The 23,190-nt window shown below is 40.5% G+C and carries 25 protein-coding genes; 8 read left to right on the top strand and 17 right to left on the bottom strand.

The features are described from left to right. Positions 1-8 precede the first annotated feature (8 nt). Positions 9-569: an ECF transporter S component gene (locus AWM75_RS06225; protein ID WP_067979667.1), complete on the bottom strand. Its 561-nt coding sequence runs from the start codon at positions 567-569 to the stop codon at positions 9-11. Further along, positions 562-1,074 carry a hypothetical protein gene (locus AWM75_RS06220; RefSeq protein WP_067979666.1) on the bottom strand — a complete coding sequence of 171 codons (513 nt, stop codon included), beginning with the start codon at positions 1,072-1,074 and terminating at the stop codon, positions 562-564. Before AWM75_RS06220 ends, AWM75_RS06225 begins: the two co-directional genes overlap by 8 nt. Positions 1,075-1,136: 62 nt before the next feature. Here AWM75_RS06220 and AWM75_RS06215 point away from each other — a divergent pair, with 62 nt between their 5' ends. After that, complete coding sequence (locus tag AWM75_RS06215; RefSeq protein WP_067979664.1) at positions 1,137-2,117, top strand: serine hydrolase; 981 nt, start codon at positions 1,137-1,139, stop codon at positions 2,115-2,117. After that, positions 2,098-3,150, top strand: a complete 1,053-nt coding sequence (locus AWM75_RS06210; protein WP_067979662.1) for an LLM class flavin-dependent oxidoreductase — start codon at positions 2,098-2,100, stop codon at positions 3,148-3,150. The genes AWM75_RS06215 and AWM75_RS06210 overlap by 20 nt, the downstream gene beginning before the upstream one ends. Here AWM75_RS06210 and AWM75_RS06205 read toward each other — a convergent pair. Then, on the bottom strand, positions 3,147-4,148 hold the full coding sequence (locus tag AWM75_RS06205; protein WP_067979660.1) for a nucleoid-associated protein: 1,002 nt from the start codon (positions 4,146-4,148) through the stop codon (positions 3,147-3,149). The two genes, AWM75_RS06210 and AWM75_RS06205, sit on opposite strands and share 4 nt — an antisense overlap. Before the next feature lie 125 nt (positions 4,149-4,273). Here AWM75_RS06205 and AWM75_RS06200 point away from each other — a divergent pair, with 125 nt between their 5' ends. Next, complete coding sequence (locus AWM75_RS06200) at positions 4,274-4,816, top strand: DUF924 family protein (protein ID WP_067979657.1); 543 nt, start codon at positions 4,274-4,276, stop codon at positions 4,814-4,816. Between the two features lie 53 nt (positions 4,817-4,869). Here the strand turns inward: AWM75_RS06200 and AWM75_RS06195 are convergent, their stop codons facing one another. From AWM75_RS06195 to ytpR, 5 genes are read right to left on the bottom strand one after another with little or no spacing between them, the layout of a single operon-like run. Then, on the bottom strand, positions 4,870-5,748 hold the full coding sequence (locus AWM75_RS06195; protein ID WP_067979655.1) for a UTP--glucose-1-phosphate uridylyltransferase: 879 nt from the start codon (positions 5,746-5,748) through the stop codon (positions 4,870-4,872). A gap of 17 nt (positions 5,749-5,765) precedes the next feature. Further along, positions 5,766-6,176 carry a DUF4430 domain-containing protein gene (locus tag AWM75_RS06190; RefSeq protein WP_067979652.1) on the bottom strand — a complete coding sequence of 137 codons (411 nt, stop codon included), beginning with the start codon at positions 6,174-6,176 and terminating at the stop codon, positions 5,766-5,768. A gap of 10 nt (positions 6,177-6,186) precedes the next feature. Further along, entirely contained in the window at positions 6,187-7,509 is a 1,323-nt protein-coding gene (gene murC / locus AWM75_RS06185; protein ID WP_067979650.1) for a UDP-N-acetylmuramate--L-alanine ligase, read from the bottom strand. Positions 7,510-7,549: 40 nt separating this feature from the next. After that, positions 7,550-7,882: a hypothetical protein gene (locus AWM75_RS06180; RefSeq protein ID WP_067979648.1), complete on the bottom strand. Its 333-nt coding sequence runs from the start codon at positions 7,880-7,882 to the stop codon at positions 7,550-7,552. Between the two features lie 17 nt (positions 7,883-7,899). After that, positions 7,900-8,532, bottom strand: coding sequence for a YtpR family tRNA-binding protein (gene ytpR, locus AWM75_RS06175; RefSeq protein ID WP_082702077.1), 633 nt, complete (start codon positions 8,530-8,532; stop codon positions 7,900-7,902). A gap of 207 nt (positions 8,533-8,739) precedes the next feature. On the opposite strand from ytpR, the gene AWM75_RS06170 reads away from it, so the two are divergent. Beyond that, the gene (locus tag AWM75_RS06170; protein ID WP_067979644.1) at positions 8,740-9,090 is read left to right on the top strand and encodes a PepSY domain-containing protein; all 351 of its coding nucleotides are present in this window, start codon (positions 8,740-8,742) and stop codon (positions 9,088-9,090) included. 50 nt (positions 9,091-9,140) lie between these two features. Here the strand turns inward: AWM75_RS06170 and trmB are convergent, their stop codons facing one another. From trmB to AWM75_RS06150, 4 genes are all read right to left on the bottom strand, one after another. Then, on the bottom strand, positions 9,141-9,797 hold the full coding sequence (trmB, locus tag AWM75_RS06165; protein ID WP_067979642.1) for a tRNA (guanosine(46)-N7)-methyltransferase TrmB: 657 nt from the start codon (positions 9,795-9,797) through the stop codon (positions 9,141-9,143). 64 nt (positions 9,798-9,861) lie between these two features. Then, positions 9,862-10,680, bottom strand: coding sequence for a phosphotransferase family protein (locus AWM75_RS06160; RefSeq protein ID WP_067979640.1), 819 nt, complete (start codon positions 10,678-10,680; stop codon positions 9,862-9,864). Between the two features lie 80 nt (positions 10,681-10,760). After that, complete coding sequence (locus AWM75_RS06155; protein WP_067979638.1) at positions 10,761-11,951, bottom strand: ABC transporter permease; 1,191 nt, start codon at positions 11,949-11,951, stop codon at positions 10,761-10,763. Next, positions 11,944-12,687, bottom strand: a complete 744-nt coding sequence (locus AWM75_RS06150; protein ID WP_067979636.1) for an ABC transporter ATP-binding protein — start codon at positions 12,685-12,687, stop codon at positions 11,944-11,946. Before AWM75_RS06150 ends, AWM75_RS06155 begins: the two co-directional genes overlap by 8 nt. A 178-nt stretch (positions 12,688-12,865) precedes the next feature. On the opposite strand from AWM75_RS06150, the gene AWM75_RS06145 reads away from it, so the two are divergent. From AWM75_RS06145 to AWM75_RS06130, 4 genes are all read left to right on the top strand, one after another. Then, positions 12,866-13,300 (top strand): HIT family protein, encoded by a 435-nt coding sequence (locus tag AWM75_RS06145; RefSeq protein ID WP_067979634.1) that lies wholly within the window; start codon positions 12,866-12,868, stop codon positions 13,298-13,300. Between the two features lie 3 nt (positions 13,301-13,303). Further along, the gene (locus AWM75_RS06140) at positions 13,304-13,663 is read left to right on the top strand and encodes a YtxH domain-containing protein (protein WP_067979632.1); all 360 of its coding nucleotides are present in this window, start codon (positions 13,304-13,306) and stop codon (positions 13,661-13,663) included. A gap of 15 nt (positions 13,664-13,678) precedes the next feature. Beyond that, positions 13,679-14,653: a peptidylprolyl isomerase gene (locus AWM75_RS06135; RefSeq protein WP_067979631.1), complete on the top strand. Its 975-nt coding sequence runs from the start codon at positions 13,679-13,681 to the stop codon at positions 14,651-14,653. Positions 14,654-14,736: 83 nt separating this feature from the next. Continuing rightward, positions 14,737-15,477 carry a hypothetical protein gene (locus AWM75_RS06130; protein WP_067979629.1) on the top strand — a complete coding sequence of 247 codons (741 nt, stop codon included), beginning with the start codon at positions 14,737-14,739 and terminating at the stop codon, positions 15,475-15,477. A 35-nt stretch (positions 15,478-15,512) separates the two neighbouring features. On the opposite strand, the gene AWM75_RS06125 is transcribed toward AWM75_RS06130, so the two are convergent. The 5 genes from AWM75_RS06125 to AWM75_RS06105 all read right to left on the bottom strand — a co-directional run bounded on the left by AWM75_RS06125 (position 15,513) and on the right by AWM75_RS06105 (position 22,966). Beyond that, entirely contained in the window at positions 15,513-16,475 is a 963-nt protein-coding gene (locus tag AWM75_RS06125; RefSeq protein ID WP_143236654.1) for a 3'-5' exoribonuclease YhaM family protein, read from the bottom strand. A gap of 2 nt (positions 16,476-16,477) precedes the next feature. Continuing rightward, entirely contained in the window at positions 16,478-19,237 is a 2,760-nt protein-coding gene (locus AWM75_RS06120) for an ATP-binding protein (protein WP_067979627.1), read from the bottom strand. Further along, positions 19,237-20,514, bottom strand: coding sequence for a metallophosphoesterase family protein (locus AWM75_RS06115; protein ID WP_067979626.1), 1,278 nt, complete (start codon positions 20,512-20,514; stop codon positions 19,237-19,239). Before AWM75_RS06115 ends, AWM75_RS06120 begins: the two co-directional genes overlap by 1 nt. 127 nt (positions 20,515-20,641) lie before the next feature. After that, positions 20,642-20,998 (bottom strand): YlbF family regulator, encoded by a 357-nt coding sequence (locus tag AWM75_RS06110; protein WP_074572477.1) that lies wholly within the window; start codon positions 20,996-20,998, stop codon positions 20,642-20,644. A 63-nt stretch (positions 20,999-21,061) separates the two neighbouring features. After that, positions 21,062-22,966 (bottom strand): transglycosylase domain-containing protein, encoded by a 1,905-nt coding sequence (locus tag AWM75_RS06105; protein WP_235585062.1) that lies wholly within the window; start codon positions 22,964-22,966, stop codon positions 21,062-21,064. Between the last annotated feature and the right edge of the window lie 224 nt (positions 22,967-23,190).

Raw genomic sequence — 23,190 nt, 5'->3', positions numbered from 1 at the left:
CCTTCTCTCTAATTAAAAAGTTGTTGACCTAACCGCTGCATAGTTGGTATAAGTACTAGCATAATTAAAAAATTACCTAAAGCATGGAAACTATCAAAGCTTAGTCCAGCTAGATAATAAGGCCAAAAAGGTATCTTGGCGCCTAGCTGCCAATAGCTAACCAAGCTGACAACAAAGCCATAAAGATAGGCTGAACTGACAGCTAAAAAGTAAATAAAAAATAAGTTAAGATGGCGGCGGGGCCAATAACTTGCTAAAGCTTTAACTAATAAAACCACCATTGCATAGGCTAAAACTTGGCCGAGCAGCCAGGGGCCCATGCCCATAAAAATATTGCTGGTTAGCATGACCAAAAAAGCAACTGCCAAGCCTGCATAACTACTAAACATTAGTGCAGCTAAAATCACCATATCTGTTACAGGCTGGATATTAGGCAGGGCTGACATAAAGGCTCGCCCAACTATCGCTAAGGCTGACCAAAAGGCTAGAATAGACAGGCGTTGCACCTTGGTGAGCTTAGCGTACCAAGTACGATAACCACTAATCATGGTAAAAATAGACTTAACCAATTTCAATTTCTCCACTCAAATTTCTGTACTGGTCTGGCTCACCTAACCATTGATAGACCAGATAAGACAAACTCAGATCTCCTCTATTACTTATTTTTAATTTGTCCAGTGCTTGCCAAGAACTATTAGTCAGATTATTAGCGTCAGCAATAGCGATAACCAAATCATAATTTTCTTTTTCTGCCAGTGCTAGCAAACTATTAGCAAGCTGGTTATATAAATCAACTTGGTTAATAGCTGGGACCACTAAATTAAGGGCAATAAAAAGATAATTCTCGATGCTGGACTTGTAAAGTGGGCGTTCGTGAGCGATAACATGACCGACGATTTTACCGTCTTGCCATGCAATCAGCTCTTTATCAGCCTGATAACCTGCCGCCTGACGCAATTCAAATACATAGGCTAGTAAATCTTCCTGGTCCAAATAGGGATTGTTAGCTTGCTTTTGATCAAATACTAATAAATCCGCAACATCTTTTGCGTGAATCGGTTTTATTTCTAACATATAATCACCTTTATCTCATATTTTTTTATATCATGGTAAAATAGCCTAAAAGGGGTGGATTCATGCACTTATTCATATCGGTCTTATCTTTAGTTATGCTAGTTGCATTCCTAATTTTTGTTATTATCTTCTTAATCAAACTATATCAAAAAACTCATCCCAACCGAGAATTTTATTATGCTTTAATTCCGATAATTTTACTAACTAGCCTAATTGTAATCCATACCTGGTTGACTAGTCAGCAAGCCCACAAACAAAAAATCGTCTATGACTACCAACAAGAACAAGCACGGGCAGCAGAACAACTGGCACAATGGAAAAATAAACAAGCCCATTTTGATCAGGCAGTGCAACAATTGGCCTCAGACTATCAGATTGATTTAGCCTATACTATTAGAAATCATGAGGGACAAATTCTTAACCATTATCAGGGGGATAAACTGATGAATAAGGCGTCAACCTTTAAACCCCTTCTAGCTACTACCGCCCTCTTAGCCCACACAGATCAAGCAAGTCAGGAACCGCTTAAAGCGCTCATTAATCCCATGATTATCTACTCGGATAATAGTGGTATTGAAACGCTAATGGTGCAATCAGGTGGCTTTTTAGAATTTTATCAGCAGGCTAGCCAAATGGGCTATCCTGCTATTGCCCAACTAACACCTGAAGGAGATAGTGGGACGACCAGCAATGAGCTTAGCCAATTTTACTTTGATTTAGACCATGATAAATGGTTGCAGGGACAAGAAAAAGCTTACTTGATGGACTTACTGGCTCGCAGTGAGGAACCGATTCCCTTTCTCCACCATGAAGACCTGGACTATTATAATAAATACGGCCTACTCGACGATGGTCGTGGTACTTATAACGAAGCTGGCATTTTAGAGCTAGCTAGTCAAAAACGCTATTATATAGCCTTTCTCACTGAAGGCTGGCTCAGTCAAAATAAAACAGAGCAAACTGATGAATTTTTTAAGCAACTAGACAAATTAATTTGTCAATATTTATATGAAGGAGAAGCTAATGAAAAACAAATGGATTGATACTAGCCAAGGCGTCGAATTTGGCATCATAAGTTTGGGTGACTACTTTCCTGACTTAGACCAGCAAATTCATGTTAGCCAGGAAGACCGCTTGCTAAACATGGTTAAGCTTGGTCAGGCTGCTGAAGAGATGGGCTATAACCTCTTTGGCGTTGGCGAAAGTCACCAAGCTGAATATATTTCCTCTGCTCCCGAACTCATCCTATCCCACATAGCCGCTCTCACTCATCGCATTAAACTGTCGTCGGCCACTACTGTCCTCAGCCTCCACGATCCGGTCCGAGTTTACGAAAATTTTGCTACGCTCGACCTCCTGTCTGGCGGTAGGGCTGAAACAATGTTAGGACGCGGCTCTCGCCATCAAGCTTATCAGCTCTTTGGTTATGATTTACGTGATTATGATGAATTATTTGCTGACAAACTTGACCTTTTACTAGCCCTTAATCATGACCAGCCAACGACCTGGTCGGGCCAATATCGTCCAGACCTTGATCAAGCAGAGCTCTACCCTAAACCTTTAAACAACCAGCTACCAATCTGGCGGGTAGTCGGCCAATCAACCAGTTCTGCTAGAGAAGCCGGTAGCCAAGGTCTACCAGCTAATTTCTCCTATTTATGGACAGGATCTAGTCTTTTTAATAAGCGGGTAGATATTTACCGGCAAGCCCTGCAAGACCATGGCTATTCGGTTGACCAAGTGCCCATTTCTATTTCAGGTGCCTTATTTATCGCCGATGATACCAATGAGGCCTTGGCCCTAGCCTATCAGCAAATGCAGCATACCTTTAAGCTAATTCATGGGATAAATATGAACAAACAAGACTTTATCAATGCGCGTTCCTATAAACACCCGCTTATGGTGGGTAATGCCCAGTTAATCAAGGACAAGCTACTTTACCAGTACGAACAATTTAACTACCAAAGATTTACCTTTGAAATTGATAATGGTAACCGACAACACCAGGTGCACGATCAAATGGCTAGGTTTGCCGACCAGGTCATGGAGCCAGTTAAAGAAGCGACCAAGTCTTAGAATAAATTTTTTATTGATTCGATATTTTTCAAAACAACCTGGACAGTCCCGTCCGGGTTATTTTTAAATTCTACAAACTGTGGGTCTTGATAGATATCCAAGGGTATGGATAGTTCAATTCCGTTTGACAAGCGCAACTTCTGCTTGTGCATCCTGGCTGTCAGGTATTCCTCCTTGATTGCCGTCGCTTCCCCCAAACCTAAAGTCGTCGCTTGATCCAAGTAAGTCGCTTGCTTACCTGGATTATCCGGATAAAGTGCCCTAGCAAAATCTGCTTGTACCACTTCCTCAGTATCCTCAAGGTGAGACATCAGTACTTGTTTTGCTTGAGCTAAATCCTGATAGGCAGGGTCAGCATACTGGTCAGCGGTCTTAGTAATGGCCCGTTTCAAAACTTGCAGGTCCTCTTGCATGCTAGCCGGTGGTTCTTGAATGGCCATGAAAGTTTGGCTAAGATAATAACCACGTTCACCTTGACTGACAAGCAGGTGTTTCTTTTCAACCAGAAAGTATTCTCCTGTCGATTGACAATATAAAAAGCCCTCATCAATAGCTTGAGTTTTACTAGGTAGAATTGCTTGATGGTTGAGCAGGCTAGTCGCTAGCGCCTCATCCTGGTAGTCTATATGATGGGTCATCGAGCTTGAATGATTTAACTTAATACAACCTACAAATTCATAGCCATCAATCGCTAAACGTAGCCACAAGAGGTCAGCTGGCGGAATATCAGGATTGGCTTTGAAAATATCCATTAAATCCTGACTGAGCTCCTGGCTTTGACTGATAAAATTATCGGCTTGCACTTGGTCTAACTGAGCCTGGCGAGCAGAAGGTCCTAGCTGACCTGATTTTTGTTTGCTAGTGGCTATTACCTTGTCCACCATAGCCTCAATGTATTCCTTAGTCACGGGCTTATCCAAAGCCAAACTGTGCTGGGATAGCACACTAGCCTGGCTGTCCGGATCATAAATATGTAAAATTGCTTGTTTAATATCCATTATTGTCATCCTTGTTTTTATTATATTTTATCACGCTATTTAATAGCAGGAAAAGCAAAACCAAAGGTCACTCTTTCTTTTAATGGTATCATAAGAAAGAGAAGCATTTAGAAAGGACGAAGACCATGACTAACTACCAAGAAATACTTGATTTTTGGTTTAAAGAACTCAATCCCGACCAGCATTTTACAGCCGATGACCAACTAGACCAAGAAATAGCCCATCGTTTCGGTCAAATTCATACAGCCGCCCGTCAGAGTCAACTATACGCCTGGCGAGATAACTTAGATAGTGCCTTAGCTGAAATCATAATCCTTGATCAATTTTCCCGTAATCTTTTTCGCGGTAATTGGCGTTCTTACTCCCAAGATGGTATGGCCTTGGCTCTTGCCCAACAAGCCATAGCCCGCTTTAATACTAACCAATTAACCAGTCAAGAACGCAGTTTTTTATATATGCCCTACATGCACTCTGAATCGCTAGCTATTCATGACCAAGCCATGATGCTCTTTTCCAGCGACCCTGGTCTAGCTGAGACCTTAGAATATGAGGTAGCCCACTATAAGATTATTAAGGCTTTCAACCGCTACCCCTTCCGAAACCAAGCTTTAGGTCGTCAATCTACCCCCGAAGAAGAAGATTTTCTAGCTAACTTTACCGGTTTTTAAAATTACGTATCTAACTAGCTAAAAAAGCTTCCGCTGTGACGGAAGCTTTTTTGCTATTTCAAATTGGGGATAACCTCATGCTTAAGATAACTCCTAAAGTCATCTTTAAGCTGATCATGAGCCAAAGCATACTGAATACTAGCTTTAACCAATCCTAGCGGCTCTCCTACTTCATACCACTTGCCAGGATATTGGAAACCATACACTTTACGATCTTGAGCATAGCGGTTGAGGGCATCGGTTAATTCAAGCTCACCAGAATTAGGGTTGACCGGGGTAGTGGCTAGATAATCAAAAATTTCTGGTGTCAAGATATAACGCCCAATAACAGCTAAGTTTCCATAGCTATCATCTGCCGGCTTTTCGACCAGATTAATAATCGGGCTCGTTTGATCATTAGTGTGAGTTTGCATAATACCATAGTGAGACACCTGGTCATTAGCCAAAGCCTGCCCCGCAATCAATGGACTAGACAAGTCTGTCGCCAGGTCAACCATCATTTTAGAAGCCACCGGATCGCTGACCATAATATCATCACCAAGCATTAATAAAAAAGGCTCATTACCGACAAAACTCTTCGCTTGCATCACTGCATCACCTAGACCAGCTGGATAGTGCTGCCTTTTAAACTGTATGTTGAATAAAGTTGTCTCTCGCACTAAGCCTAATAACTGATCTTTTTGCTTGGAAGATAAATTCTCCTCCAATTCATAGTTTGCATCAAAATGGTCTTCTATAGACCGTTTAGAGCGGCCGGTTATAATCATAATTTCCTCAATGCCCGCTGCCAAGGCCTCTTCAACAATAAATTGAATCGTAGGCTTATCAACAATGGGAATAATTTCTTTGGCCATAGCCTTTGAACTAGGTAGAAATCGGGTCCCTAGTCCGGCTGCGGGAATAACAGCACGTTTAATGTTTAAGCCAGACATAATTAGCTCCTTTTTAACTAGATACTTGCTAAATTCCAGATAATGACATCGCCTGCCTGCACGTAATATTCATCAGCACCGACATTAACCATCTCACCATTGACCGTATACAGCCAATAGCGAGACTGGGCTTCATCTTGGCTCTGACCTTCAATCGTTTCAATAAAGCCTTCTTTCCCCTCAATTTCATACCATTGCTGCATATTATCCAATAAAGATAAATTGGAATCGAACATATGCTCTTGGGGGCCGGAAGTGATTGATTGACCATCAACTTGAATATCTAACTTACCAGCCACTAGAGCTGATTCATTACTAGCTTGACTAGTTTTGGCTTGGCTAGCAGCCTCAGATGCTGTTTGAGGCTGACCAGCACAGGCTGCTAATACTAGGACGATACTGAATAAACTTACTAATTTCTTTCTCATTTATAACTCCCTAAGCATCAGTTAGTTGGTCTGCATATGCATTACCATACTTCATCACATCACCGGCCCCCATAAAGAGTACGACCTGTCCTTGATAGGCTAATAAATCTTGGAAATCTTGACCATCTAGCACTTGGACTGGCTTAGTAACACGGTTAGCCAAATCCTGAATACTAACAATATGAGTATCTGATTCACGTGCAGAAGCGAAAATATCACAGAGGAAAACGGCATCAGCCAAATCTAAAGCCTGAGAAAATTCATCTAATAAGGCCAAGGTACGACTGTAGGTATGTGGTTGGAAAACGGCTACCAACTGCTTATCCGGATATTTTTGCCGAGCTGCATCAATTGTCGCAATAATTTCAGATGGATGGTGGGCATAATCATCAATTAAGACCGTCCCTGCTATCTCTTTTTCACTAAAACGACGTTTCACGCCAGCAAAACTGACTAGCTCCTGAGCTACTTGATCGGCACTAAAGCCTTCTAAATAGCAAAAACCAATCACTGCTAAGGCATTCAACACACTATGTTTACCAAAACTAGGGATATCGAAATGACCATATTTTTCCCCTTGAATGTACACATCGAAGTGAGAACCGTGCACATCACGGATAATATTACGGGCCTGGATTTCATTGTCTGCTTCTAAGCCATAATACCAAACATCAATCCCCTCATCCCGGAAACTTCTTAAACGCTCATCACCACCAAAGGCAATAACTTTATCTTTAACCTGTTTAGCAAAATTCAAATTAGCAGCATAAACCTGGTCAATATCTTTATAAAAATCTGGATGATCAAAATCAATATTGGTGAAAATTGCATAGTTAGGATGATAGGCTAAAAAATGATGACGATATTCATCAGCTTCTAGGACAAAGAAGTCTGCCCCTGCCTGGCCATAACCAGTACCATCACCGATTAAATAGTTAGTATTCGCCATACCTGACATAACATGAGCCATCAAGCCTGTAGTAGAAGTTTTACCATGAGAACCGGTAATTGCTACGCTGGTAAAATCTTTGATGAGGTTACCAAGGAAGTAGTGATAACGGGTAACTTCTAAACCAAGTACTTTGGCACGTTCAATTTGTGGATGATCGTCCTTATAGGCATTACCCGCAATCGCCACCATACCTGGTTGAATATGGTCAGGATCAAAAGAAACAATGTCAATGCCGGCCTCATCAAGACCCTTTTGTGTAAAAAAGTAATCTGCTACATCAGATCCTGCGACTTGGTAACCCATTTGGTGGAGGATTAATGCTAATGCACTCATCCCTGAACCCTTAATGCCTATAAAAAAGTAAATTAAATCTTTATCCATCCAAAAAATCTCCATTCATTTCATGCTCATTAATTACCAGCTAATCATCCCTTTTAGCTAAGGAAGGCGGTTCACTGTCAATCGGGGCTAGCTGGCCATACCTAAATTGTCCTCTACTAGCAAGTTGAGGCCGTTGGCGCACCTCCTTAGATTTATAAGGATGATAGTTTGCCCGCGCTGATACATAATCTTGTCGATTTAAATCATTTGCACCAGCAAAGGAAGCCACTTGACTATGCCCTTGCGGATGACGTCGATTTTTCTCTTCTTGCTGCCAATTCAAGTAGTTGGGAAAGTATGAAAAAGGAGCCGTTTTGCGCACGTATTCACGGTCCTCGACTTCATAAAAAGGTTGCTTATCCCTAGCTATCACGGCCGGCCTCCTAATCTTTAGGCAAAATCTGCGGGAGTAATCTCATCAATCGGCGTACCTAAAGGCACACTATCTTTAATTTCAAGAATTCCCGGTCTTTGTCGGTCAGGATCTAAACCTAGCTCATAAGCTGAACAGAGCATACCATAGCTGGCATATCCACGCAGCTCACCCGGAGAAATAACACTGCCGTCGGGCATAACGGCACCTGGTAGGGCCACCACTACCCGCATACCTGAGCGCACGTTACTTGCACCACATACAATCTGGCGAGCTTCCTCCGCATCATCAACCCGTGTTTGGGTAATGTTAAGGTGGTCAGAATTTTCCATTGGCTGGCAGCTATCAACATAGCCCACTACAATTTTGGCCTCATCCTGGTAGTCAATTGTTGCAAAATTTTTATCGTACAAGTTCTGATTAATACGTTCGATTTGGCCGGCCGTTAATTTCACTGGCCCTTGACCCTCAATCGTTACTAGGTTAGACACATTGTGAATATTATAACCAACTGTTTCTCGCGTTTCTCGATGATACAGGTGGGTAACATCCCCCACTTCTTCAATTGCAATTTCTTGGCTCGGTACATCTTGACACATCAACATTAAAACATCCCCGACACCCCGGGGGTTATAAAAAGCAATCCACATAATTACTCGCTCCATTTATAAATTTATTCTCAAATAAAAAAGTCTAGCTTAAAACTAGACTCCTATAAAGCTTGTTTACATCTTCTATATTATAGCTAGATTTAGAAAAAAAGGCAATAAGGGATAGTTCTAGCTCACTGTTTTAGCTAGGTTTTTTATGTGGGTACTGCTATAATATGCTTAAGATTATTTTAAGGGGGACCAACCATGGATAACTTTTTTAAAAAACGAAATGATAATGCCTACTTCTTATCGGCAGCCTTATTTGCCTGTGGTTTGATTATTGGCGGTGCAGCTGCGGCTCTACTCGTCGACCGCTACTATGACCAACCTGCTAATGGCAAGGAAGTTTTAGACCAGGTCAAAGCTATCTTTGAAGCCGATGGCCCAATCGAAGGCTCTTGGATTGAACTAGAGCCTGTCCAAGCAGTACGCTATAACCAAAAACAAGCGGTTTATTATGGCGGTATTTCTAGAAAAGAAGCTGGACAACTAGTGCAATATGAATTTATTGCTGATGCCCAGCAAGGTCAAATTATTGATATTTATAAGATTTAAGCAAAAAAGCGCCCAGATATAACTGGACGCTTTTTTTGTTAGCCAACACATTAGTTAGCAACCGGAAAACTAGCTTCTAACCGGTAGATAACCTGGCCTTTTTTAGAAAATTTTTCTTCGTATTCAGTCATAATATTCCCTATATAATCACTATGATGTAAGTCTAGGGAGACCCAGTCCAAAACCATGCCATACTTAGACATTGATACCAAGGAATACTCAAATAAAGCTTGGTTGTCAGTCTTAAAATGAAGGTTGCCTCGCTCATCAAGCACTTGTTGGTAAACGGCCAGAAAATTCTTATGTGTCAATCGTCGTTTAGCATGACGTTTTTTAGGCCAGGGATCAGAAAAATTTAGGTAAATACGCTGAAGTTCATCGTCAGCAAAAATATCATTTAGATTTTGACCATCAGTGAGGACTAGTTTTAGATTATCTAGTCCCCCACTCACAGCCTGAGCTTTTTCTAGGGCTGTAATAAATACAGAGGCCTGCAGTTCAATGCCAATAAAATTAATGTCCGGATGGGCTTGAGCCATACCCACAATAAAATTACCTTTTCCCGATCCAACTTCAACATGGATGTCATTTTGATTATTAAATACTTTTTGACCCCATTCCCCTTGAAATTGACTAGGTGTTTGAACCATAAAATCATTATCTGCTGCCAACCGCTCTTGAGCCCAAGGCTTGTGTCTGACTCGCATACTATGATCCCTCCTTTTCATAAATAAGGGACTGAAGCCCTAGCAACAGTCCCTTCTTAGCCATTTATCCACCGTGACTGATTGAATCTTCAAAGCGCCGGTTACGATAAATGTGACGTAGTTTTAATATTTTTTCATTCATTTCATACTGACGATGTTGATAAAAATCATCATTAATAAAGGTCAGTAAACTATAAAGGCTATACCACTCTAGCCGACCGTACACAGCGTCGTTGACTTTTAGACCGTATTGTTCAAACCAATTAGACCAATCAGAAAAATCAACATACTGGACCAAAAGTTGGCAAATATCTAGCAAGTAATCTGCTATGATAACACCTTCCCAATCAACCAGATAAAGTCGACCTGATTGGGAGGTCATAAAATTACGGCGATTGATGTCCCCATGACAAACCGTGTATTGAACTTGCTTGAGTTCATTTATACTGGCCCGCAAATAAGCACGTACTTCAGCAATTAATTGATGACTAGTTAATTCACTAGCCAAATGGCTTTCTAACTGATCAAGTAAATCTTCAGCAGTGCAAGTCTGTCCACCCACCTTTTCTAGCATTTCGAAAAGATATTCAGAGTGTTGATACTGGTAAATTAACTGCCCTACCAGTGGCTCTCGCATCTGTTGGCGACTTAATACCTGACCCGATAACCACTCTTGAGCAGTTAAAACATCGCCATCATTGGTTCGCTTGGTCCATAGTAATTTAGGCGTAACACCTTCCATAGACAAGGCGGGTAAAAACGGTGACGTATTACGTTTAATAAAAACCATTTCACCATCACCAGCTTTCAAACCTTTAAAAGCTTGACCTGAGCCACCTGGAATCGGCTCAAACTGCCACTCGCTACCTAAGGGAAAAGACACACTTGCACCTCCTAACTAAAAAATCAAAGTAAGTATAATTGTAGGCATTATTTCCGGCTTAGTCAACTAATATTACTAATTTATACCATCTTTCTTGTCTTTATAAACCGTCTTTTAAGATACAGATAGGCAAATACTAGATAGAAAATTAAACAAGCTAAGCAGAAACTCATTCCGAGATAATAGGCCTGTCTCAAAAGAAAAATAACTGTTATTATTATGGTTTGGACCATAATGGGCCCCCGCAAAAAGCTTTGGAAAGCCACTAAAGCATCAGACGCTTCCTGTGGTTGCAAACGTACCATAGTATGGCGACGATAATTGCCTAAAAGCCCTTGCAACTGAAAGTTTGCTGCATAGGTAATGAGTACAATTATAATTAACTTTAGCCAAGTATCAGTCATCAAACCAGCAATCAAACCTGCTAAAATCGTAAGGCGTAACCAGATGGGTAAAACTTCAGTAGACCTTAAAAAGGCACGCTGGTACAAGTAAGCGTAGATATTGTCCTTAACTGGGCGTAGCAGAAAATCCAAGTAGCTACGCCGCTTAATTTTCTGTTGACCAGCGGGTATATCGACAAACATCGCCAGCATCCGGTTCTGACCCTGTTGCCGTTTTAATTCACTGGCCAATAAACTAGGAAAATCCAAGTTTGACTTGGTATAATATTTGGTCAAAATTAAAGCTGATAAAGCTAGAATTAAAGCTAACCATGGATAGTCTCCTAAAGCTAAGACCAATGTAACCAGAATAACTATATGGGTAAAGGCAGCTTGCCAACCAGGGTGGTTAGCTAAACGTCTTTGGTTAAAAAATTGTAAAAAGTCAAATACTTTTAGAACTAACAGGCTAAAATACACAATCATTATTTCTAGCCAGGAATATGCGAAAACCACACTTAAGTAGGGATACGCCAATAGGCAGACCAGTGCTAAGATAAAAACTGGCAACAGCATACTGTAGCCCACTGCACGTTTAAAGTAACTAGAAAAATGCTCTTCCCAGGGTAGTAGAAATACTAGATCTGCTTCTTTTAGATAAGTCTTTACCTGGGGCATTTTTATTGCCAAAAAAAAGAAAACGATCAGTAAAAACTGGGCAAGCGGCTCTCCTACAGTAAGCGTTTTTAACCACTGACTATACTGAAAGGCTAAAGCACCCATAATGAATAAGACGACAATAACGAAGTGGTCATTAAATATATAGGGTAGATACTTGAACAATCGCTTACTAGCTGATTGGAATCGCTCTTGATAAATTTTATCCATGCTGATCACCTGCCTGATCAGCTAAATAGAGGTATAAATCTTCTAAACTAGCTTCTGGCATTTGGAAACTCGCCTGGATATCACTTAAACTCCCTTGAGCCTTTAATCGACCTTCATGCAGGAATAGGAAACGATCACAATATTTTTCAGCGCTAGCTAACACGTGAGTAGACATCAGAATACTAGCTCCCTTAGCCTGCTTATCCTTTAAAACCTGCAAAAAATCCCGGATACCTAAAGGATCCAAGCCTAAAAAAGGCTCATCAATCACATAAAGTGGCACGTCTAACATAAAGGCTGTCACAATCATAACTTTTTGCTTCATGCCTTTAGAAAAATGAATGGGCAACCAATCCAGACGATCAGCTAAGCGGAAGCGTTCTAGAAGAGGTTTGGCTTGGACTAAACTTTCTTTTGGATCCAGGCCATGGGTTAAACCTGTCAACTCAATATGTTCTCGTAAGGTCAACTCCTCATACAAGATTGGCGTTTCGGGAATATAGGTAAAGTCTTGGCGGTACTGACTTGGGTTGCTTTTCAAACTATTTCCAGCTAATAGAATCTCCCCTTGCATGGGTTGCATTAATCCGATTAGATGCTTGATAGTGGTTGATTTACCCGCCCCGTTAAGACCAATTAAGGCTACCACTTCCCCTGGTGCCAGATTAAAACTTAAATCGTGAATGATAGGTCGTTGTAGGTAACCACCGCTCAGATGATTTACAACTAGAGTCATAATCTCCCTCTTTCTAGGTATTAGGTATATAGTGGTCTAAGTTTAGCAAAAGAATAATACTTTAGCGACCTATTAAATTAAGTTTAATATAAAAGTAAAATTATCACTATAATTGGGCAAGCCTCTCATAGTGTGATAAAATCAGTTAATAATACACTATTTTAAAAGGAGGATTCTTATGTCTGAAAATTGTATTTTTTGTAAAATTGCTAATGGACAGATTCCCACTAATATGGTTTATGAGGATGAGGTTGTAGCTGCCTTTCTCGATCAAAGTCAAGTAACCAAGGGACATACCCTGCTTGTACCAAAAAAACATTTAGCTGATATTTTTGACTATGATAGTAAAGATGCCTCTGCTGTTTTTAAACGCATCCCAACTATTGCGCAAGCACTCAAAAAAGCATTCCCCGATATGGAGGGTCTAAACATTCTTAATAATAACGGTGAGGTAGCCTTCCAAAGTGTCTTCCATAGTCATATCCATTTAATTCCACGCTATAACCGTGATCAAGATGGATTTGGGTTAAAATGGGAAACGCACGAAGCAGATTACCAAGCCCAGGATTTACAAACTATTGCCGAGGCAATTCATGCAGAAATTGAGGGATAATTTATGAAACGATTTTTTACCGGCCTTATCTTTGGTGGTCTAGCTGGGGCAATTGTCGGCCTCGTCAACACCCCTTATGATGGCAAAACCAACCGTAAAGTTTTTAAAAAATATATCAATGATGTTTCCTATGCTGCTAAAGACTTGCAAGGAGATATTGCACAAGGCCAAATAGCAATTACTGATCTAGCCCAACAAGGGATATCTTCTTTAAAAGTTGCCCGTGATGAAATCACTTTAGCGATTGATGATTTTAATCGGACAACTGTTCCCCAACGCAATCGTCTTCAGGAAAAAATTGCTCAAACGCAAAGTCATCTAGCTGAAAGTCAAATAAAATTTCAAGCTAACAAGCAAAAGTAAGGAGTCAACCACTGAATGATCACAAAAAATAAAGCTAAATACATGCTATTGGCAACTCTCAGCCTTATCAGCCTTGCAGGCTGTCAGAAAACAGTAGATGAAACTGATCAAGTCGCTACCGGAAAAAACATTAGCATTACTAATGCGGATATCTTAACAGAGGTTAAGGAAACAACTGGCGAAAATATTCTACAGAAGCTAATTTTAACTGATATCTTTGAACAGGAGTTAGGTCAAGAACACGTCAAGGAAATCGACAAACAAGTTAAAGATCAAGTCCAAGCTATGGAAAAACAAGCCGGTAGCGAAGAGAATCTCAATAAGGTGGTCCAACAGTCTGGCCTCGCTAATAAAGAAGCCTATGCAGAATCACTACGCTACTACCGTTTGCTAAGTGAGACGGCTGAAAAACAAATCAATATCTCTGACGAAGAATTAAAAGCAGCGTATGAAAACTACCAGCCTGCTATCGAAGTCAGTCATATCCTGGTTGCAGATGAAAACCAAGCTAAAGACTTAATCAAACAATTAGAATCTGGTAGTGATTTTGCTGAACTAGCTAAAGAGCATTCAACTGATCCTGGTTCTAAAGAAAAAGGTGGCGCCCTAGGAGCAGTAAAAAAAGGAAGCATGGTCAAAGAATTTGAAGATGCTGCCTTCGCCCTTAAAGAAGGCGAATACACCAAGCAACCGGTCAAAAGTCAATACGGCTATCACATTATCAAGGTTGATAAGAAACCAGAAAAGGCTAGTTTTGAAGAGGAGAAAGACCAACTCACTAGCAAACTAAAAAAAGAAAAATTAAATGATGCGAACACTGTTAAGCAAATTATTTTAGATTTACTTGACAAGTATCAGGTAGAAATTACTGATAAGGCTTTACAAGACACCTTTGACCAATTTGAAATTGACAATACTGAGACAGACCAAGATACAGCTAAGCAAGACAAACAGAGTGAATCTAGCAGTCAAGCTGAAGCAAATGAATAGAATATGTAATAAGCCTTGCTTTAAGAGCAGGGCTTTTTATGATATATTTGTCACAAAAAAAGTCCTATCAGGGAGGTAGCGCCATGACTAAGCCAGCTCTAAGCAAGTGGATAACAATCATATGTTTTAGCCTTTATTTATTAATATTTATTTTATTCCAAGTAGGTAGTGGTATGCCCCAGACACTAGCAGACTACCAGGTAGCTCACTTACAAATCCTTAACTGGGGACCCTATCTTACCCTCTTCCACTTGGGTCAGAACCTTATATTAACTGGCCTGGTATTTTTCACCAGTAGCCGAGTTTTTAAACAAACTTTCCTCAGTGGACAAATCCTGACATATATTGTCCTTGGTAAACTAGCTGGTCTACTTAGCTTAGTATTTAATTGGCCGCTATTAGCGGGGCTAGCTAGCTGCTTTATTTGCTATTGGTATTTCCAAACCTGCCAAAACAGACGGACAGTGTATGCGAAAATATTTCAAGCTAGCCTCACCCTAGGCCAAGTGTTAATGACATGTCAATTATCTCTAGAAGGTCTAGTTAGTGTCCTCTCATCTAAAAATTGGTTGCTAGTAGTCCTCGCCTGGTCTTTACTAGTTATCCTATTAGTCATCACTCTTTACCTAACTAAGCATTACCAAAACCTTGCTTTCTTGATTAATATGTTCGTGGCCTATCTTAGTCTGGCCTACCAGTTAGTTCCTTGGTCCTCCTACCCCTTAACTAATATAGCTACTAGCCTAATTGCTCTAACTCTAGCTAGTTACCTGGTATGGGATGGCTATCGTTATAAACGCAAACAGGTAAAAGTTAGCCAATAAAAAATGCCTCTGATTCTAATCAGAGGCATTTTTTCCTAATCTATTTGCTCTTGATAGCTATTAGGACGATAAAAATTACGACCGTCCAAGCCATAAACCCGTGGAGAGAATTCTCCCGGTTTGGTTTGATCTAAAGCAGTTAACATCATTTGTATCGAAGCATCAAGATTATCAATATGATGCAAAATCTCTGCTTCTAGTAAATGAGGGACCACGGGACTCCCCCATTCTTGCTTACCATGATGGCTTAAAACCATATGTTTTAGTAAAATGACGACTTCTTGATTTTGATCAATATCTAAGGCCAAGCAAGTTTCTGTAATTAATTCATCAACTAAACTAATGTGACCAATTAAGTTGCCCTTGAGAGTATATTCAGTCGTTAAGGGGTCTGATAACTCAATTGTTTTTCCAATATCATGTATAAGGGTGCCGGCATAAAGCAAACTTTTATCGACAGTTGGATACTGGTTAGCAATATGCTGAGCCAGGCGCAACATAGAAATGGTATGAAAGGCTAGGCCACCATAAAAGGCATGATGGTGTTTTTTGGCAGCAGGGTAGGATAGAAAACCCTCCACATGCTGGTTTAAAATATGACGAACAATTTTCTTAATTGTAGGCTCATTAATTTCCGCTAAAATCTGGTTAACTTCTTCAACCATTTCAGATTTGGTCATAGGTCCGGCCTGGATAAATTCACCTGGATCCTGGGGCTCATCAGCCTCAGCCAATCTAATGGAGTTAATACGCACTTGCGGTTGCCCATTGTATAGTTCTCGGCGTCCAGCTACTTTAGCCACTAAGCCAGATTGAAAGTGGGCAATATCCTGGTCGCTAGCATTCCAGTATTTTCCTTCAATACTACCCGACCGATCTTGGAAGGTAAAAGCAATATAGTTATTACCGTTACGATCTTGTCTAACCTCCGCTAATTTTATTAATAAATACATATCAAATTGCTCATCATTAGCGATATCAAAAATTAAGTCTGGCAAATTTATCCCTCCTGGTAAAGTTGGAAAACTTGGTTACTAGCCACTTGATTACCAGCGCCACTATCAATAGTAAAGTAAATAATCTGATTATCTTGGCTTCGTTCTGCCAAGAAGCGGTAGACATTATCCCGATAGTGGTTATCGAGGTGTACGAAGGCATCATCAATTAAGATTGGTAAATTAACCTGGCCAAGTTGGGCACCTAAGAAGGCAAAACGCATAGCAATAAATAACAGCGCCTTCTCACCACGTGATAATTGGTTTAAAGCTAGGCTTTGACCAGTAGACATTTGCACTTGAAAAGCACCTTGACTATCAAAACTTAAAGCCTGAATGCGTTGATCAGATAGGTCGTATATAAAACGATTAGCATGACTTAAAACACGATCCGCCAAGCCATCTTCTTCTCCTAGTGTAGCCTGTTCAAAGCTTTGAATAGCTAGTTGGCGGGCCCCCCATTCGACAGCCATCTCATAATTGGCATCAACCAATTCTTGGTGGGCCTGGTCTAATTCACTTACCAAACCTGAATTTTCAATTTCTCTAATCTGGCTCTTATAATGCGCAATTTGTCCCAGCACCTGGTTAATAGCTTCCTCACCCTGCTTAAGATTAGTATGGTTCTCGGCTAGCTGGTCTTGAATAGACTGCGGCTGGTTTAAGATATCTGACGCCTGGTCGCTCAAATGGCTGGCTAGCATCTGGTAACGGTCACGTTTAGATTGCATAGCCATTTCTGTTTCCAGGGCCTGGCTAAAGAGGTCTGCATTAGCCATACCGTACTGGTTGAGCAAGGCATTTTGCTGGCTCGTTACCTGGTTAATCTGTTCATTAAGGCGGGCTGCTCTTTTTTCATAGTCCCTTTGCTCATAATCAGCTATCCCCGCCGTATTTTCCCGTTGACGAGAAGCATGGAAATCATCTTCAAATTGACGGAATAATTGAGCTTGGCTAGTAATTACCATATCAATCGCCTGACTATAAGCGGCCCAACCTTCTTGATTTTGGTCAGAGAACATGCCATCTAGCTGTCTCTCTTCCAGGGCTTGAATTTCTGTATTTAAAGTCTTGATTTGAGAAACGTAATCTGTCTCTAACCAGATTAAGGCTTGAATATATTCGGAACCACCTTTTTGGACTGCAAAATCTTGTAGGTCCTGGATAAAGTTGCCAGAACTAGACTTCATACTTTCCAGTTGATTCTTTTGTAGGTTCTTCTGGTCTTCAATCTCTTGTAGTTCGCCATCAATATCCTCTAAATCTAGTTGGTAGGCTTCAATATCCTGACCAACATTACGGTTGTACCCCCGCTTACGGAATACTGATATCAGGATGAAGACAAGTCCCATCAATCCAGCAGCAGCACCCGCTCCCAAGAAGAAAGGTTGGCCAAAGAGAATAAAGAGAATAACGGCTAGAACCCCTACCACAATAAGACCGATTCCAAAACTCCTAATCCAGTAAGAATCATCACCTTCATCTTGACCAATCATGGTAGATAGTTCCCGTTGCAGACTTTGTCGCTCACGTTTAAGGGCTGACCTTTGTTTGTCTAATAAATCTAGCTCAGCTTCAGCGTTTTTATAGAAGAGGCGGTCATTATCCAGCATCTCTCTTTTTTGCTGCCAATGTGCTCGCTCTTCATCAGTCATCTCATCGGGCAGCTCATCCAGCGACTCGACATCTAATAAGCTCATTAATCGTGACATTTCATAGCGTTTTTCAACCAATTCGTCATTTAATTGACTATCTACAGACAACTGTTGGCGATAATTTTCCGCCTCTGCTAGCATAGCCTGAGCAAGATAGGTATGATTTTGAATCCACCGCTCACCATCGGTCGCCGGCACTAGTCCTTGCCCTTCAGTAGCGCTACTTGTCATTTGCAGGTCCTGCGCTTGCTCCTTGAGATTGGCCATTTTTTGTGTTAACTCCTGCCATTCCAGAGCTAATTCAGGAGAAAAATCATAGAATTGGTAACCAGCCAGCTCTCTATCTAAGGCCTGGTACTCCACCAAACTATCCTTTTGATTATCGGCTAATTCTAACTGAATCGCTTGATCTTTAAGCTGACTTTCTTGTTGATAGAGACTATCCAAATCTGCTTGAGCTTGGTTTAGGTTACTTTGATAGTTAAAATATTGGTCTTGACTAGCACGCGCACTATTTAGCTTGGCTTGACTTTCAGCCAAGAGCCCTAACTCTTGGTTAAGACTAGGCTTTTGGCCATTAGCTAAGAAAATACTATCTGCTTCTTGCTTGAGCTTAGGTGTAATGTGGGTCAACACTTGACGGCCAGATACACCTATAGACATAAGGGCCTTAGAAAAATCAGCTTCATTTTGCCATATAAAGTTCATTAGATCTTGCTCATCAAATCCAAAATAAGCTAAATAATCATCTCTAGACATGCCATCCCACAAATCACTAAAGCTTGCTACTTGTTGGCGGCCATTTTCCTCGCTAGTTAAATATAAGATTTGCTTACCTTGTTGCTTAGTTCGTTCAATAACCACATTGCCATATTTGGTGTCTCGTAGGTGGAGGCGACCCCCAAAAATTGCTTGCGGGTTACTATCAAACTGGCGGGCATCCTTACGGCGTTGATCTTCAAAACCAAACATGATACTCAGAATAAAGCTCATTAAGGTTGATTTACCTGAGCCATTTAAGCCATTAAAAATATTTAGTTCCTGGTCTAACTGAAAGGTTTGGTCAACATACTTTCCATAACCATAAATTTCAATTTTATGAATATACATTAATTTAAACCTCTTTTCTCTTGGTCATAATTAGCTTGATTGGCAACAATTAGGCTTTCAGCCTTGCTAATGACATCGTCCATAAATTGATCATGGTTAACTAGTGGGGCCATATAACGCTGCCAATCCGCATGAGTTAAGAGAGCCTGGAGCTGGTCATCAAAATAACTAGGATTTTGGAACTCGTTTAACTGCATTTGTAAAGATTCGCCAAACAATTGCGAACTTGCCCATTTAGCATCAGGAGTAATTTCTAAGTCTAAGTCCACTAAATAAGCCCGACTTTGACTTTGATCAACTTGATTACTTAAACTCCACTGTAATTGGTCTAAGAGTTGGTCGGCATAGTTTAACCACCAATATAGGCTCTCACTATCGCCATCAGAATGGAAAGTTAACCTCACTAAACGATTAACCCCACCTTCTCTCGCTCGCATCAATTCTTGGTGCATATTACGCTCAATCGCATCTCTTAAGGCATCTAAATTATCTACTTGAGGCAGTTGATGGTCAACATTAACGAATTGCCAGTCACTGGTTTCAACAAACTCTACCTGGGCAGGACTAGCAGGCGATAAGGTAACTAAGGCGACGCCTTTACTACCACTTTCTTTGAAAGAGTGTCCTTGGATACTGCCAGGGTAAACGGCTAGCGGATGATCAGTCACGACTTGTTGTTGGTGGATATGACCCAAAGCCCAGTAATCATAATTTTTAATTTTCAGATCAGAAAGCGTAAAAGGTGCATAGCGATTACCTTCATAACCCGTACTAATCTGACCATGGAGTAGGCCGATATGATAATCAGCATCTAAATCGCGACTAGGATATTCCTTGGCATAATTATCTTCTAGCCAGCGACTAGGATAGGAGAAACCAGTTAGTTTAACTCGGTCACCCTGCTGACTAGTAAAATCGATTGTAGTGATTTCAGTTGGAAATTCATACACATTTTCCGGCAAAGTCACTCGGTGACTAGGATCAGCAATAAAGTCATGATTACCATAGATTACAAAGGCTTGAATATTATGGTCGTTCAAGCGGTCCATTCCCTGTCTGAATAGGAATTGAGCCTCTAAACTAGCATGGTCACCATTATAGATATCACCAGCAAAAACAACAAAATCAACTGTCTCGTTAATCGCTAGGTCAATTAAATGATTAAAGCTGTCACGGCTTGCATACTTTATATCTTGAAATATTTGCTCGTTAACTGCTTGAATATTTTGAAAAGACTGGTCTAAATGTAAATCAGCCGCGTGGATAAATCGTAGCATCTTCTCTTCTCCTTTAATCATGTATCTGGTTTATTTTAACATACATGTAGATAAGTCGGTAGTTTTGGGCCAGGATAATCAGGTAAATAAAAAAGCCTACACATTCTGATGTAGGCCTCTTAGAGGATTAATTGGTTTGTCCAGCTTGGTAAACTTCTTGAATAGGACGAGTAACAATTCGATTAATATCGTCCAATAATTGACTTACTTTTTGTTCACTCTCCAAAAGTGTTTGAATCGTCTCATTAGCTGTCATCTTATCTTGCAATTTTTTTGCTGCCTCAACATCATCTTCAGACATGTCTTGGCCAAGTTGACTCTTCATTTGCAGGTCAAGTTGAAAACTACGGAATTCCTCGTACAGTGCTGCTGCATCTTGATCAGCTAATACTGCTGCCATCGCAACTTGCAATGCTTTAAAATCCTCATGTTCTCTTAATTCTAATTCAAGCTTGTTAACAGTATCGTAAATATTCGCCATCATCTTATCCTCTCTATTTTTATTATATTTCTAATATAACATTTTGCTATCTGGCTTGCACCTAATTTACCTAAAGCGGTCAAATAGCCTTCTAGCTCCATTAATAATACCGTCAATGATACCATCAGACCCTTGATAATCCTGATTATTTGGATTGCTAGAAGAGCCAGGTTCCCCACCGCTGTAAAGTTGTTGGGCTGAGACGATATCAAAACTAGTTTGCGGACTTACCTCTAGTACAGCAGACATAGTTGTGGCAAAGGCATTAGAAGAAGTTTTTCCTGACCCATAATAGATATAATTATCAGTTGAAGTTTCATCAAAGCCATACCATGTAGCCATGACTAGGTCAGGTGTATAAGCCATTACCCACTCATCAGTAGACCCACTAAGTCCATCACCAACAGTTAACTCACTAGTACCCGTTTTACCAGCCAATTCAAAACCATAAGGTTCATAGCTATCCCCAGTGCCACCTGTGTCAAATACAGCTAACATCATAGCCGTCATTTTATCAGCCACTTCTTTAGACATCACTGTATTTTGTTTTGGTTCAACTTGATCAACAACCACCCGGCCTTCACCATCGGTAATTTTTTGAATAAAGTGTGGTTGGGACCTAATGCCATCATTAACAAAGGCTGTATAAGCCCCAGCCATTTCCATGGGTGAGACACCCTGGCTAAAACCACCCAAGGCTGAAGCCAAGCTAAGATCCTCTTGCTTATAAGGAATTTTAAAATCATCCAATTTAGACATCGCCTTGTTTACACCAATTTCATTCATCAGCCATACAGCCGTGGTATTCTTACTTTGGGCCAGGGCTTGCCATAGCATAATTTCACCGACACTCTCAAAATTATAATTCTCGGGTGTATAGTTATCAGCACCATAACTTTTGACTTGGTCAGGCACAATATCAAAAATATCAAAACCGCGTTCCAAGGCTGGCGTATAGACATTAAGTGGTTTAATTGCTGAGGCTGGTTGTCGCCGCATTTGCGTAGCCCGATTAAAGCCTCGGAAACTATGGTCTGTCGTCCCTCCGACTTCTGCCATCACCGCACCCGTATAAGGATCAACGATAATACTAGCGGATTGGACCGGATCCCCACTTGGATTAGTCGGAAACATATCAGTCTGATTATAAGCACCCTGGAGGGCATTTTGATAAGCCTGGTTAAGACCAGTATAAATCTTGTAGCCCCCATTCATCAATTGGTCCTCATCAAGCTTGTACTTATCAATAGCTTCTTCGATAATCGCATCAAAATAGTAAGGATACTTATAATTATCACTTTCAATATAATTATCCATTTGTGGCATTTGCGTATTAACAGCTAGCTGATAGGTGCCCTCATCAATGAAACCATTATTATACATTAACTCTAAAACTAGGTCGCGACGTTCTAGGGTGGCGTCATAATCATCAACTGGATTATATATACTTGGCCCCTTCAGTGAGGCTGCCAATACAGCTGCTTCATCTACTGTTAGCTCTGCCGCTGACTTGCCAAAGTATTTCTGCGAAGCATCCTCCACGCCATAAACACCGTTACCGAAATAAGTATGGTTGAGGTACATTTCTAAAATTTGATTTTTATCATAATGTTTTTCAATTTCCATAGCTAGGAAAAGTTCTTTGAATTTACGAATTAGGGTCTGGTCACTAGATAAGTAAGAGTTTTTTACAAGCTGCTGGGTCAAGGTTGATCCACCACCAACAATATTCCCACCAGATCCCAAAAATCCTAAGGCAGCTCGACCAATCCCAATTAAATCAAAACCAGGGTGTTGATAGAATCGCTTGTCCTCAGTAGAAATCACTGCATCTTGTAAATTTTGAGAGATTTGATCCAATGAAACATAGGTGCCGTGCTCATCAGCCAAAGTCCCAGCTAATTCATTATTCTGATCGTATATCTCAGTTGTAACTGTTAATTGCTCTTGAAGATTCTCTACATCAGTCATTTTAGCATTAACGAGTAGATAGCCCTCAAAACAAAAACCTAATAAGAGTATTATAAAGACCAGCCATTTCTTTATATGCCATTTGGCCATCCAAGACTTAAATTTTTCCTTCCTAGTATAAGCTTCTTCTGTCACTTGCTACATTCCCCACTTATGTTTTAAATATTCTAATCATTTTCTCATGCTTGGCGTTAATAAACAAGCGGCCTAGCCCCAATTTAAAG

Source organism: Aerococcus urinaehominis (assembly GCF_001543245.1).
In the GTDB taxonomy this organism is placed as follows: Bacteria; Bacillota; Bacilli; order Lactobacillales; family Aerococcaceae; genus Aerococcus; species Aerococcus urinaehominis.
This window is presented reverse-complemented; position numbering and strand designations above follow the sequence as displayed.